Annotated in this window: 9 protein-coding genes; 2 read left to right on the forward strand and 7 right to left on the reverse strand. The window is 59.7% G+C overall.

What is annotated here, in order from left to right:
• Positions 1 to 146: 146 nt before the first annotated feature.
• Entirely contained in the window at positions 147 to 773 is a 627-nt protein-coding gene (locus tag GIR22_RS15845) for a Pr6Pr family membrane protein (protein WP_154744251.1), read from the reverse strand.
• Between the two features lie 4 nt (positions 774 to 777).
• Positions 778 to 1023 carry a VF530 family protein gene (locus GIR22_RS15850; RefSeq protein ID WP_154744252.1) on the reverse strand — a complete coding sequence of 82 codons (246 nt, stop codon included), beginning with the start codon at positions 1021 to 1023 and terminating at the stop codon, positions 778 to 780.
• A gap of 191 nt (positions 1024 to 1214) precedes the next feature.
• Between GIR22_RS15850 and GIR22_RS15855 the strand changes: the two genes are divergently transcribed.
• Together GIR22_RS15855 and GIR22_RS15860 are read left to right on the forward strand one after the other, a co-directional pair.
• A complete protein-coding gene (locus tag GIR22_RS15855; protein WP_154744253.1) occupies positions 1215 to 6995 on the forward strand; it encodes a membrane-targeted effector domain-containing toxin in 5781 nt (1926 codons plus the stop codon).
• A gap of 425 nt (positions 6996 to 7420) precedes the next feature.
• Positions 7421 to 9832, forward strand: coding sequence for a glucose/quinate/shikimate family membrane-bound PQQ-dependent dehydrogenase (locus tag GIR22_RS15860; RefSeq protein WP_154744254.1), 2412 nt, complete (start codon positions 7421 to 7423; stop codon positions 9830 to 9832).
• A 72-nt stretch (positions 9833 to 9904) separates the two neighbouring features.
• Here the strand turns inward: GIR22_RS15860 and GIR22_RS15865 are convergent, their stop codons facing one another.
• The 5 genes from GIR22_RS15865 to GIR22_RS15885 form a co-directional block, all read right to left on the reverse strand.
• The gene (locus tag GIR22_RS15865) at positions 9905 to 11077 is read right to left on the reverse strand and encodes an ABC transporter substrate-binding protein (RefSeq protein ID WP_154744255.1); all 1173 of its coding nucleotides are present in this window, start codon (positions 11075 to 11077) and stop codon (positions 9905 to 9907) included.
• Positions 11074 to 12054: a CobW family GTP-binding protein gene (locus tag GIR22_RS15870; protein ID WP_154744256.1), complete on the reverse strand. Its 981-nt coding sequence runs from the start codon at positions 12052 to 12054 to the stop codon at positions 11074 to 11076. The genes GIR22_RS15865 and GIR22_RS15870 overlap by 4 nt, the downstream gene beginning before the upstream one ends.
• A gap of 117 nt (positions 12055 to 12171) precedes the next feature.
• Entirely contained in the window at positions 12172 to 12474 is a 303-nt protein-coding gene (locus GIR22_RS15875) for a hypothetical protein (RefSeq protein WP_154744257.1), read from the reverse strand.
• A gap of 13 nt (positions 12475 to 12487) precedes the next feature.
• Positions 12488 to 13237 carry an SDR family NAD(P)-dependent oxidoreductase gene (locus tag GIR22_RS15880; RefSeq protein WP_154744258.1) on the reverse strand — a complete coding sequence of 250 codons (750 nt, stop codon included), beginning with the start codon at positions 13235 to 13237 and terminating at the stop codon, positions 12488 to 12490.
• 53 nt (positions 13238 to 13290) lie between these two features.
• Positions 13291 to 14052, reverse strand: a complete 762-nt coding sequence (locus GIR22_RS15885) for an SDR family NAD(P)-dependent oxidoreductase (RefSeq protein ID WP_154744259.1) — start codon at positions 14050 to 14052, stop codon at positions 13291 to 13293.
• Positions 14053 to 14054 lie beyond the last annotated feature (2 nt).

Raw genomic sequence — 14054 nt, forward strand, 5'->3', positions numbered from 1 at the left:
CGACGGTTCTTTTTGTAGCCGCTGTAGAGGCACGAGGCTGCGATAAGGGCCGCAGGACCTTCAGCAATCTCAAGGCCCCAAGCGTCTGCTGCGCAGCCGATCGCAGGCTACGCCAGCGGCTACAGGTTTTTTGGCCTGTTCCTGCATTAGCCCTGCGGTGATTTGACGATTTTGTCCAACCCGACGATCACCAAGGCAATCACCACAAACCCCGCCAATATCCCCCCGGCATTCACAAGCACTTGTGGATAACCTAACGTATCAACATCAATGAACGGGTATTGATACTGCCCCAGCCAATCCCCACGCAGCAGCGCATAGGCGAAGTACACCGCTGGGTAAATCAACCACAGGCCGATGTGCTTGAGGCGCAAGGTGCCCTTGGGAACACACCGCCACCAGTAACCGAAAAACAGCAATGGCATCACGTCGTGAAGCAGTTCATCGGTGATGAATTGAAGCCCCTGAGGGCTCCACAAATGCCGCAGCAACAGGTTGTAGGCCAGGCCCACCACCAGGATACTCACAGCAATGCCGCTGCTAACCACAGGTTGCAGGAAAAACCGTCGTCCGGCTGAAGGACGCGTCACCCACGCATAGCTCAGCACCACCACCGCCAGGGTATTGGTGAGCACCGTGAAGAAACTGAAGAAACCCACCAGGCCGCCCAGCAGACTGGCGTCCACACTCCAGCGTGAATAGAAAATCAGGTATTGCTGAATCACCAGCCCCACCCACCCGGCCAGCGCTGCCCCCGCGACATACACCTTCATACCCTCAATCCCGAGGGCGTTTGGTACGCATCAGCTTGACGTACAGCCCTTCGACTTTCTCCCGCGCCCAAGGGGTCTTGCGCAAGAACGTCAGGCTGGACTTGATGCTCGGGTCGCTCTTGAAGCAGCGGATATCGATACGTTCGGCCAACCCTTCCCATTGGTAATGCGCCACCAGTGCGCTGAGCACTTGTTCAAGGGTGACGCCGTGCAGAGGATCCTGTGATCGAGGGGGATGTTGTGCGGTCATGCCAGGCCTTTTTTGCCAAGAGAGAAAGAACAAGCTGCGCACCTTAGCCGAGGGACCCAGCAGGTGGAAGCATTCACTTTAACTGTAGACGCACAAACCATGCAGTTGCTGTCGCTGGCATACACCTGTGTACCACCTGCCCACGGACCCGGCACACACAATCATTCCTTTCACCCAACAAGGAATGTGCCATGACCACTTCAAATAACGTGCCCCTCTCTTTCGACCAGCTCAAGAACAGCCTTAACCAAATAGCCCAATCGACTGGGCTTCTGGAAAACAACGGGCATGCCCTGGAAAGCCTGCCTGCGGAGTTCGGTCGATTGAAAAGGATCAACGAGGAACTGGAGAGAGATAACCGCTCGGTTTCCAGCGCGGCGAAATTGACCTACCAGCATTTGGCCAGCCTTGATTTGAAAGGGGCTGCCGGTAAGTTAAACCGCAGCAGCGCTCGCGATGCGCTGCAAGCCAGGCTGAGTATTCTGGAAGAACAGGTGGGTTCGTACAATAAGTCACGCAAAAACTACCTCATGGACCAAGCCCTTAACGCGCTGCTGGATGAGGTGAAGCTAAAAGTCAAAAACAACCTGCTGGCCCCCAGTGATCAGGACCTGGTCGAACGAGCCACAGGCTTTCTGCCGCCCGAGTCGAGGCCGGGCACCTATGCCCTGTCGTTCGAATACCGCGATGTGAATATCGAGTTCGCCGGGGCCTTCGTGCTGACCACCGGCACCGACACGGTCAGCTCGCTGGACAGCGACATCGATGTTGGGCCGGTCTTGCTGTTTACCCCGAACCGGGGCCTGGAATCATTCACTTCACTCAAACAACTGAACGAGGCACTGCTGCAATGCATGCAGGCCATCTGGTCGCGCAATGAAGTGCTCAATTGTCTGCCGCGCGAATATCAACACCTGGGCACCAGTGCGATCTGGCCGATCGGACTGTCGGCCATCGCGCCGGGCGACGTGATTAAACACACTTACAACGCCTTGAAAGCCAAGCGGACGCAGGACATCAAGCATGTCCTGGATGCTGAGAAGACGCCTGATTTGAGTCCCGCGCAGAGAGTCAATGAACTGAACCAGGCAATGGCCTCCGTCCAACTGGACCTGAAATTGCGCCTGGAGCTGTACACCAAAATGTTACAGGACCGGACCCTGCTCCTCGCAGCCCCGGACTGGTATCGCAGCGCCACGGCTGAACAACGCCAACAGTTGGCCCAGCACCTGAGCAAATACGAAGAGAGTCACCAGCAAACCCTGGGCCTGCTCGGCAAAGGCGCCTCGCAGCAAGCCTGTGCACGCCTTCAACTGATCGAACGCCTGGAGCAAGATCATGATTATGACGACCTGCACCCCGATCAACTGGTGGTCAGTACCCCTCGCCAAGTAGCAGGTGTCGGCACTTATCAGGATTCGCGCACGCTGGTTGAACTGGTGTTGCGAGGCCTGCATGTCGAAGACTACCGACTCGGCTCGAGTTTCCTGGACCGCAGTGTATTGACCTATCAGGGCCAGCCGCTGCCAGAAAAATATGCAGACCTGACACCTCGCTACCTGCTCAGCCTGACCCAATCGCTAAGCCCGCGCCTGGACTTTGCCCAGGAACAGCGCACGGCACACAGTCAACCGACGTTAAAACCGGCCCTGCAAACCGTGCTGGAGCAACGTACCGAGACACTGAACTATCTGGCGCTGTTGCAAGGCCATATCTCGGCGGATGAGCATCAATGGCTGACGGGCCGCCAGGGCGCCGGCCAATCCTTGAGCGCCAAACGGGTGAAAGTCCACGAGACGCAACTCAAGGACATCATGGTGCTCTGCCGCACCGACCAGAATGGCGACGTCAGTCGAGTAGTGCTCTACACACCAGGGGCGCCTCGTCATGAACAACTCAAAGGCTTCAACAGCGAGCAGGCATGTAAAGACCACATTTACGGCTGGTATGCGAACCCGGGGGCAAATGGAAAAGACACCATGAAGGGCTACCTGCTCGCCCAAGTGCTTTCCAGGCTGGCCCCTGCGCTGAAAAAGGCGATGGAGTACTACAGCCATCGACGTGCGCTGCCCGAGGACTTCGTCACATTCGAAACGACGCCAAGTTATGCCGATTGCCTGGAACAAATGGTCGACTTCATGCTGGTCACGCAAGAGGAAGAAGAAAGCCTGACAACCCCGAACTGGTTCCGCAACTGCCCGGAAATAGACCGACACTGGCGTCTGACACTGGCGGACGACGTGCTCGGTGCCGAACGCACCTACCAGGCCGATTTCAAGGAACATACCCAATTCCCCAGCTTTGACGACTTTTTGCAGGAACAGGCCAGTATTCATCTCAATACTTGGCTGGGCGATCCTAAAGGTACGGTCGACCCCCGGGATGTCCGGTTCTACCCCATGCGCAAACCCACTGATCTGTGGAGCCACATCAATAGCTTTTCCTATCTGGAACTGTTTCGAGACGGCCACAACCCATTCGGCCTGAAGGATCTGATTCCGGCTTATCACCTGCTTGCCGCTATCAGCAAAGACTGTGTGGTCAAAGGACCGGCGGATGTGGACCTCAAGGGCCTGACCCTCGCAGACGCAGTGAAGACAGCCGAAGGCATCTGGATCGGCGAACAGTATGTCGCCTCGATCAAGCATCTGTTGATCGACACCACCCAGCCTCGCTACAGCGAACGACGCACCGCGGTGCTGACCATTCATAAATTGCAGATGAAAAGTGCCGCCCTGGAGAGCCGTTTGCTCGGCCATATCGCCACGGCCGAACAGCAATGGTTGGTGCAAAGTATCGACAGCCTGGGAGACAACTCCGAGGCCACGCGTCAGCGCTTCAAAGTGTACCCACTGCAAATCGATAACCATGTGGTCGAAGGCAACTACGTATTCACCTACCCGAATGAACAGACGCTGCTCTACACCCCTAACGCACCGGATGGCATCGCTTTCCGGCAGGCTAGGTTGTTCAACTATGTGCTGAAAAATGTCAGCGACATGATCGATTACTACTGTGCACGTTGCCTGCTTCAGAATCAGTCGACACTGCGTACCTTCCTGGAGTCTTCCAGAGCCAAGCTTCCCGCTCAGGACCGCACCACCCCCGGTCGGCCCTTGTATGACGCGCCGGAACACGCCGGCCCGGCCTTGTCTGTGCTGAAAAACCCGATAAACGCGTTTTATGACGGCAAGCTGCAGTTCATCATCGATAATGTCAAAGCCACGACCACCAGCCGGATCGAAGCGGTGATGAATGTCGTCTGGACCTGTGTCGAAGTGCTGGAAATCGTGCTCGCCGTGGTGACCATGCCCTTCCCGCCACTGAGCCTGGCCGTTGGCGCGGCATTCATGTTCAAGGACGCCATGCTGGCGCTGATGGCCTACGCCGAAGGTGACAAGGAAGCAGCGTTTGGTCATTACCTGGCGGCGCTGGCGAACGCCGCGGGCGGGTTGCTGACCGACCTTACGCCCACCCTGAAGGCGCTGGGGCAGTTCAGCAAATCGCCGGTACGACCGATCTATCGAACCGCGCAAAACAGCCGCCTTATCGAATCCGCCCGGCAGCTTCGACCGCGCAATACCGAAAGCCCGATGCCTGCATTTGCCGTTGCCGACATGCAGCCCGTGGTGCACAACGGTGAGGCGTTCTGGGCCCCGCGCGCAGCCGATCCGCTCGGTCGTTTTCTGTTGTACCGCTACGATGCCACCACCCAGTCACTGCAGTCCACGGCACGCCTGGTGAACAAGAACGCCCAGGGCCAGTGGGTGCGCACCGGCGTCAGAGGCGGGGCCCCCACCCCGCCCGCAGCCGAAAGCACCCCGCTGGGTATTTATGAAATGGCCGAGCAGCACCGAAAAAAAATCACCGAGGTCTTGGATCCCAACCACAAGAGCAAGCTGGTCTCAAGTGCCAACGAATATGGCTTGAACCTCGATACGGTCATCGTCAGGGACGCCATCGAAGAGCTGCGCCCACTTCGTGAGCACTATCTGCTGAGGGTCGACACGCTCACCCGCGATAGCACCAAGTTCTTCAAAGAGCTGCAACCTACCGTGCCACGGGCGGACGTACTGACCCTCGAGCCTTCTGCCTCTCATGCCCACATCATCGAGCAGCTCTTTAAAGAGTCGGACGGCCTGGTGATCGGCGAAGCGCACCGTTCGATCGCCAGCAAGCAATTTTTGATCGACAACATGCAGACCCTAAGCCAACAGGGCGTCAAGACACTCTATCTGGAGCATCTGCCACGGGACGTCTTCCAGGGCAAGCTCACCCAACACCACACCACGGGCTCCTCCGCTAATGTCACCCACCAGCTCAAGCAGGTAGACGAGCGCCTGGGCTTGCACAACAACGCCAAATACAACTATCGCAAACTGGTCGCCGCCGCCCATGCCCAGAAAATCCAGGTCAAGGCCCTGGATGCGTCCACCAGTTATGAACTTGACGGTGCGCTGGAGCTGGTCGACACCCCATCGTTTGCCCATCGTGACAACACCCTCACCAACTACTACTCGCACAAGGTGATCAGCACCGACACCGCGCAAAAAACAGCCGGTGAACGCTGGGTAGCACTGGTGGAGCAACAACGTGCAAGCACTTACAACGGCGTTCCCGGTATCGCTGACCTGGAAAAAACGCCGAGCCTGCGCATCGTTGACGTCCCGGCTGGCCAACCCGTCGACATCAGTGCGGACGTCGCCGGCGATATTGCGGGAGACCCACTGGCCAAGGCCGACTTCCGCTTGAAGCTTGAGACCGACTACAGAGCCGCCGAAGAACCCGGCCCCTCGGCCGCAGCGGCACCGACCACGGCTAGAAGCTACAGCCAGTTTGATGTGCCGGAAAAATACGCGGCCACTTACCGGGAAAAGCTTACTGCACCCAGCGCCAAAAGAAGCTTCTTCGATACCCGGTATGTCTCACCCGATGAGAGCAAAACCCTGGCGCAGCAAGCATTCCGCACAAGCCAGACCAAGCTAGGGCAAGAGTGCGAAGCGTTCTTCAAGGCGTTCACCGCCAAACCACGTGTTGCCCTTCCAACAGCGACAGGCACCGTTACCCAGCCCAACTTCATGGATGCTGTCTTCAACAAAACGAGCGGCCTTATCGTCGGTGAAGCCCATGCAGCAACGTCCAGCAAACGCCTGCTGATGGACAACATGAAGCACCTGAGCAAGGTTTGCGGCGTCAAGACCCTGTATATGGAACACCTGACAACCGATCTCCACCAAGCCGCCCTGGACACGTTCCACCTCACGGGGAAAATGCCGAAGACCTTGAAACAGCGACTCAAGGAGATGGACGTGGGCCATCGCGTGCCAACAGGCAGCCAATACTCCTTCACGACACTGGTGGAGCGCGCCGGCAAGTATCACCTGCGCATCAGGGCGATTGATTGCGTGGCGAGCCTGCGGCTGGACGAGGGACGATTCTCGCGCACCCATATGATGAATTATTTCGCGATGCGCACCATAGAGGCCGATCAGGCGGCGCAAGGTACCCACCGTTGGATCGCCCTGATGGGTAATTCACATACCAACGTGTTTCAGAAAGTGCCAGGCATGGTCGATCTGGTAGACGCCGTCAGCCTGCATGTTGATGATGTCGCACCTGCGCAAGCCACAGCTATTTTACCGGGCGGCCGTATATTGCATCCCCAAGGCGTGGTACTTGATGCCGACTTCCGACTGAACCTGGCCACACCAGGGGTTACACCTGAACCGGCGTTCGTAGCGTTTGACAGAACACGTCTAAGCGCGGTTGGTAGTTACACGGTGGAGCAAGTTTCGCCCTCCAACGTGCGCATCGTGCATCACTCCAACTCCGGGGAAATACTGGAAACTCCTGTTCAGTTCGATGAGCAGGGTTTGTTGTTCATTGAGCGCTGGAATCTCAACGACATGCGTTTCCTCACCTTGGAACTGCTGCGGCACCATCTTCCTAAGGGGATGACGTACTACACCTGATCCTCGCTCACTGCAAAAGCCTCGCTCTGCCGTTGGGCGAGGCTTTGACCGGGAACCCGCTGTGAAGGTGCCGGTCGAACGCGTCAAGAAACACGCCGCATGAGCCATGCCGGCCCCACTGTTACCAAATCCGAAACGCTCCATATTGATAAACGCCCTTTCTCTGGCCGGAAAGTCGCTTTATCCTTGGCGGCAATAATCTGAAACGTTTCACCTTTCGGCCGACCCCATCTTGTTATTAAAAGTGCCCCTCTGCCCAGACAGCGCTGTCTTACACCCGACCGTGCCTGGGGATAAGTCGCTCGTCTCTGGATAACCAATCCGCTCCACGGAAAAACTCAAATAACGCTGAACCAAGCCCGCGTCAAATCGTCATCTACAGTGATAGGCGTGGGACTACATTAAACGTAACGGAGAACAACACTATGAGCACTGATGGCGCTTCAAGCCCAAGCCGCCTGCTCCCCAGGCTGCTAGGCATCTTGCTGCTAATCATGGGCCTGGCCTTGCTGGCCGGCGGTATCAAGCTGAGCTTGCTCGGCGGGTCGCTGTACTACCTGCTGGCCGGTATCGGCATCACCTTGACCGGTGTCCTGCTGCTGGCCACCCGCCGCGCGGCACTGGGCTTGTACGCACTGGTGCTGTTCGCCAGTACCGTGTGGGCACTGTGGGAAGTCGGCCTGGACTGGTGGCAGTTGGTGCCGCGCCTGGCATTGCTGTTCGCCCTGGGCATCGTCATGTTGCTGCCGTGGTTTCGCCGTCCGTTGCTGCGTGGCCAACCCGCGCCGCTGGGCACCGGTGCACTGAGCGTGGCCGTAGTGCTGGCCGGCGCCGCCGCTGTGGCCAGCCAGTTCACCAACCCTGGTGAAATCAAGGGCCAACTGGACCGCGACGCGGTACCCGGCATGACCAACGCAGCTCCAGCCCAGGCTGATGGCGACTGGAACTCCTATGGCCGTTCGGCTTTTGGTGATCGTTACTCGCCACTGGCACAGATCACCCCGGAAAACGCCCACAAGCTGGTGCCGGCGTGGACCTACCGTACCGGTGACATCCCTGGCCCGAACGACCCTGGCGAAACTACCGCGGAAAACACCCCGCTGAAAGTCAATGGCATGCTCTATGTGTGTACCCCGCACAGCCAGGTGATTGCGCTGGACCCGGACACCGGCAAGGAAATCTGGCGTTTCGATCCGAAGATCTCGACGCAAAAAGCCGAGAACTTCAAGGGCTGGGCGCACATGACTTGCCGTGGTGTGTCGTATCACGATGACGCCGCCTACGCCGCTACCGAGCAAAGCCCGGCGACTGACGCCGCAGCACCTGCAGCCAACGTCTGCCCACGCCGGATCTTCCTGCCGACCGCCGACACCCGCCTGATCGCCCTGAACGCCGACACCGGCAAGATGTGCGAAGACTTCGGTGACAAAGGCCAGGTCGACCTTGGCGCCAACATCGGCACCTTCGCCCCGGGTGGTTACTACTCCACCTCGCCGCCAGCCGTCACCAAGAACCTGGTGGTCATCGGCGGCCACGTGACCGATAACGTCTCCGTCGACGAGCCAAGCGGTGTAATCCGTGCGTTCGACGTGCACACCGGCAAGCTGGTGTGGAACTGGGACAGCGGCAATCCGGATGACACCACGCCGATTGCCGAAGGCAAAACCTATACCCGCAACTCGCCCAACATGTGGTCGATGTTCGCGGTAGATGAAAAACTCGGCATGCTTTACCTGCCGATGGGCAACCAGACCCCGGATCAGTTCGGTGGTTACCGTACCCCTGAGTCGGAACTGCACGCCGCCGGCCTGACAGCCCTGGACATCGACACCGGCAAAGTGCGCTGGCACTACCAGTTCACTCACCATGACCTGTGGGACATGGACGTGGGCGGCCAGCCAAGCCTGATCGACATCAAGACCGCCGACGGCGTGAAACAAGCGGTAATGACGTCGACCAAGCAAGGCAGCATCTACGTGCTGGACCGCGCTACCGGCGAACCTGTGGTGCCGATCAACGAAATTCCGGTACCCCAAGGCGCAGTGGCAGGCGATCACACTTCGCCAACCCAGCCAAAATCCGACCTGAACTTCATGCCACCGCCCCTCAAGGAACGTGACATGTGGGGCGTAACCCCATTCGACCAACTGCTGTGCCGGATCGACTTCAAGTCCCTGCGCTACGACGGCCCGTTCACCCCGCCATCGCTGCAAGGCTCGATTGTTTACCCGGGTAACTTCGGCGTGTTCGACTGGGGCGGCATTTCGGTGGACCCAGTGCGCCAGGTCGCCTTCGTCAACCCAAGCTACATGGCGTTCAAGTCGACCATGATCCCGGCGGAAAAAATCGCCGAGCAAGGTCCGCGCGTCAGCGAAACCGAAGGTGTACAGCCAAACAAAGGCACTCCGTACGGTGTTGTCCTGGAAGCGATGCTCTCGCCAATGGGCCTGCCCTGCCAGGCACCGGCCTGGGGTTACGTGGCTGCGGTCGACCTGACCAACCACAAGACCATCTGGATGCACAAAAACGGTACCGTGCGTGACAGCTCGCCGGTTCCAATCCCGCTGTCCATGGGTGTGCCAAGCCTGGGCGGGACCTTCACCACCGCCGGTGGCGTAGCGTTCCTCAGCGGTACCCTCGACCAGTACCTGCGTGCCTATGACGTGAAAAACGGCAAGCAGCTGTGGGAAGGCCGCCTGCCAGCAGGCGCGCAAACCACACCGATGACCTACACCGGCAAGGACGGCAAGCAATACGTGCTGGTCATGGCCGGCGGCCACGGTTCACTGGGCACCAAGCAGGGTGACTATGTGATGGCGTTCAAACTGCCGGATTAATCCACACCGGCGGTAAAACAAAGGCGGCTACCTTATGGGTAGCCGCCTTTTTTGTAGCGCAGTCCAGGCCCGCTAACCTCTTGCCCGCATGAAGTCGCCCCAGCGCCGTACCAGATAGTTGTGCTCATCCATCACCGAGTTCCATACCGCGATATGGCCCATGCGCTGCTCATAGGAGCCGCCGTCACGGACCTCGCCAACCTCGATCAGCGGCAAGCCATCGCTGCCCAGCAGTTCCTCGCGCGCAGGCTTGCCGGCGTACCAGTAGTCCCATTCGGCACTGCTCAAGTGATCGCGGGTACGGGCCGGGTTACCGATGTAGTAACCCTGACGGGCCATCACCGCTCCAGGCCAACCCGACAGCCACCAGTTGAGGTAGGCATAGGCCGCATCCAGCACCGGGCCCTTGGCGTGGCGTGACAAGGACAGCCCACCGAACCAGGCGCGATAACCTTCCCGGGGCACCGCCAGGCGATATTTGACCCCGGCTCGGTGCAGTCGCATCAGGGTCGGCGACCACAGGCTCTGGATGTCGATAGTGGGGCTGAGCATCAATTGCGCAGCTTCTTCGTCATCGGACCAGAACGCCGCGAAGTGCCCTTCTTTCTGTTTGCGCACCAGGATATCGGCCAGTCTATCGATCTCTTCGATGCTCATATTGCCAATATCCTTGAAGCTGGCCAGCCCGGCGCCCTGCACTGCCAGCGCCGCATCAAGCGCACCGATGGCCGCGTCGCTTTGCAGTGCGGTGCGGGCACTCCAGGCGGGATCCAGTAGCCAGCCCCAGCTTTCATTGGCCGGGCTGAACCCCTCTGGCAGGCGTTCGGGGCGATAGGCAAAGCTGTCGACATTGTGGGTCAGGGGCAACATGCTGATGCGGTGGGTGACGGTACTGCCCAGGCTCCCGTCGTGCTGCACAAACAAACGCTCACTGGGCACGCTGCCGCAGCCCAGGCGGTCGTCGGCAGTCAAACGGCCACGCTTGGGCAGATCGTTGATCTCGTGCCACAAGGCGATACGCCGGGTGTCGATAGGCTGGATCGCCCGCGCAGGCCAGACGAAGTCAACGTTGTGAAACCATTGGTCGTACAGGTCATAGCTGTCGGGCTGCATCACCGCGATGCGCTGGGCTTGTTCAACGTCATGTACCTGATATACCAGGCGAATGCCCAGTTCCTGCTCGGCCCGAACGCGCAAGGCTTCAAGCAAGGTCACCGAAGTGCCGAGGACACGCAAAGTGATCATGCGCAGAACCTTCGTGAAAACACTTCAAAGGAGCGGCGCAGCAACGCCGGGTCAAGGCCACGCAGAATAAACACCAGGCGCGATTGCCGATCGGTACCCGGCCAGGCAGGCAAGTGGACCGGGGCATGCAGGCAATGCTGCACGCCATGAATGACGATGGGGGCGTGGCTGGCGTTCACGTTGAGCAATCCTTTGACGCGAAGAATACGTTCGCCGTGGCATCTTAGCAGCATCGACAGCCAGACCCCGAAGCCGACCCAGTCCAGGGGCTGGTCGAAGGTCAGGCAGCAGACTTGCGCCGCACCATGGGTGGAGGGCGTCGAGACCGCCTGGTGCAGTTTCCACCGAGCGACTTCCACCGCGGGTGCGGTGCCACGCAGGCCTTCACCCAATAACAGTTGGTCACCGCTGTCGACCTCATGGGTGTTGAGAATCGGGATGCCTGCGTTCAACGCCCTCAGATGTTCACGCAACGGGTCGCAATCATCCACCAGGTCGGTCTTGCTCAACAGCAACCGATCCGCGGCCGCCACCTGGGCCAGCCATTCCGGGTGCAAGCGCTCCTGCAACGCCGCATGGCTGGCATCCACCAGCGTGACCACCAGGCCGATATGAAAGCGCCCGCGCAATTGCGCGTCATTGTTCAAGGTGGCGAGGATGGGGGCCGGGTCCGCCAGGCCGGTGGTCTCCAGGATGACCCGCTTGAAGGCAGGAACCTCACCTCGTTCACGACGCTGCAACAGGCCGAGCAAGGCGTCTTTCAACTCGCCGCGAATGGAACAGCAGACGCAGCCGCTGGGCAGCAACACCGTGTCCGGCGCCACCTCTTCCACCAACAAATGATCGATGCCGACGTCGCCGAACTCATTGATCAGCAGCGCCGTGTCGCCGAGGCTTTCGCCTTGCAGCAGACGCTGGAGCAAGGTGGTCTTGCCACTGCCAAGGAAACCGGTGATGACGTTAAGGGCAATGCTCATTTTTTCTACCTCCGCCCGTTTCTGTAGGAGCGAGCTTGCTCGCGAAAAACCTGAGAGCGCCACATTAATCCAGACAGCACGCGTTATCGTTGACGGTTTTCGCGGGCAAGCCCGCTCCTACAGTGGGCTGTATTCCAAGTGGTCGAGCAATTTGGGATCTAGGGGATCCAACGGTCGGCCGAGCATGCTTTCGGCCGCTTGCCAAAGTTGATCCAGCCCACTGGCCAATTCCTGCTTGCCGGTGGCGCCCAACAGCAAATAGGAAGCGCCCTGGAAGTCCTCGACCTTGAGCCGGAACACCGCCAACACCTGATTGATCGCGGCGATCCGCCGCAGGCGTTCGCGGCGACGGGGCAGCTCATCGTCCAGGGGGTCGCTCCAGTGCAGGTCTTCGCCCAACAGTCCGCAGAGTCCGCACATGCTCAGCCCTCGTTCATGGCATGACATCGCCGGAGTTGGGCCCTAAGGTCTGGCCGACAAACAGATTGCCACCCGGCTCGCTGGCCAATAGCACGGCCGTGGGCGCCACTTCGTCGGCCACACCGAAACGCCCCAGGGGCAGCTCCGCGGACTTGGCGCGCTTCCAGGTCTCGCTGATGCCACCCACCAAGGGTGTCTCAATCGGGCCTGGGGCGATGGCGTTAACCAACACGTTGTCCTTGGCCACTTCCAGGGCCAGGGACTTGGTGAAGCCGATTACCCCGGCCTTGGCGGCCGCGTAATGGGTCAGCTCAGCACCGCCCTTGATCCCCAGTTGCGAGGCAACGTTGATAATCCGTCCCCAGCGTTGCGCCAACATATGGGGCAAGGCGCGCTGGCTGGCGACGAAGACACTGGTGAGGTCGACGCGCAGCATGTCGTTCCACATCTCGATGCTCAGGTCGACACAGCGGGCCTGGGTCAGCATGCCGGCGTTGTTGACCAGGATGTCGATGCCGCCGTAATGCGCCACGCATGCATCAACGCTGGCTTGGGCGCCTTCGACGGTGCCGACGTCGGCGATGCACTCGAAGACTTCGGCACCGAGGTTACGGCAAGCGATGGCGGTTTCTGCCAAGCGCGTGGCATCACGGTCGGCCAGCAACAGGCGCGCGCCTTCGGCGGCATATGCCCGGGCAATGGCAGCACCGATGCCGCTGCCGGCACCGGTGATCACGGCGCGGCGGTTACTCAATACGTTCATCTTGCTCCCTCATTGATCGTTCCCACGCTCTGCGTGGGAACGAACGTTAGTGTTTAATCCGGCCAGCGCACGGTCAGCCCACCATCAATCACAATGCTTTGGCCCGTCAGGTAACTCGACTCCTCACTGGTCAAGAAACGCACCAGCGACGCCACTTCATCCGCTCGCCCTACCCGGCCCAACGGAATGGCTCGCGCCGCCTTTGCCAGGCCTTCAGGCCCCAGGGAGTTCTTCGCATCCAATGACTGCGGGGTCTCGATCAAGCCCGGAATCACCGCATTGCAACGAATACCCAAAGGCGCCAGCTCCACCGCCAGCGACCGACACAAGCCTGGTACTCCGGCCTTGGCTGCGGCGTAATGGGCATGCTCCTGCCAGCCATACACGCCACCGGCAATCGAGGAAATCGCCACCAGCGCCCCACCCTCGCTCATATGCCGGGTGGCGGCACGGAAGGTGCGCATCACCCCAGTCAGGTCGACATTGAGCATCTCGTTCCACAGCGCATCGGTCATTTCCAGCAGCGGCGCACGGCGCAACAGGCCGGCATTGGCCACGGCGTAATCGAGGCGACCAAAATGCTCAATGGCTTGCTCGGCCAACGCGTCCACCGAGGCGGTATCGCCTACATCCAGCGCCAGCATCAGGCACTCACCACCCGCTTCTTGCGCCAGGGATACGGTGGCTTGCGGGTCATGGGGGTCGGCGGGGTAATACCCGCCCACCACCGCCACGCCGCTGCGGGCATAAGCCACGGCAAGGGCTTGGCCGATGCCGCTGGCGGCACCGGTAATCAAGGCTACTTTACGGCTCATCT

It is taken from the genome of Pseudomonas karstica, from assembly GCF_009707515.1.
Lineage (GTDB): Bacteria > Pseudomonadota > Gammaproteobacteria > Pseudomonadales > Pseudomonadaceae > Aquipseudomonas > Aquipseudomonas karstica.

Bases quoted from the DNA above. Each gene is read 5' to 3' on its own strand.
- GIR22_RS15845 (WP_154744251.1), bottom strand. From the start codon at position 773: ATGAAGGTGTATGTCGCGGGGGCAGCGCTGGCCGGGTGGGTGGGGCTG.
- GIR22_RS15850 (WP_154744252.1), bottom strand. From the start codon at position 1,023: ATGACCGCACAACATCCCCCTCGATCACAGGATCCTCTGCACGGCGTC.
- GIR22_RS15855 (WP_154744253.1), top strand. From the start codon at position 1,215: ATGACCACTTCAAATAACGTGCCCCTCTCTTTCGACCAGCTCAAGAAC.
- GIR22_RS15860 (WP_154744254.1), top strand. From the start codon at position 7,421: ATGAGCACTGATGGCGCTTCAAGCCCAAGCCGCCTGCTCCCCAGGCTG.
- GIR22_RS15865 (WP_154744255.1), bottom strand. From the start codon at position 11,077: ATGATCACTTTGCGTGTCCTCGGCACTTCGGTGACCTTGCTTGAAGCC.
- GIR22_RS15870 (WP_154744256.1), bottom strand. From the start codon at position 12,054: ATGAGCATTGCCCTTAACGTCATCACCGGTTTCCTTGGCAGTGGCAAG.
- GIR22_RS15875 (WP_154744257.1), bottom strand. From the start codon at position 12,474: ATGTGCGGACTCTGCGGACTGTTGGGCGAAGACCTGCACTGGAGCGAC.
- GIR22_RS15880 (WP_154744258.1), bottom strand. From the start codon at position 13,237: ATGAACGTATTGAGTAACCGCCGCGCCGTGATCACCGGTGCCGGCAGC.
- GIR22_RS15885 (WP_154744259.1), bottom strand. From the start codon at position 14,052: ATGAGCCGTAAAGTAGCCTTGATTACCGGTGCCGCCAGCGGCATCGGC.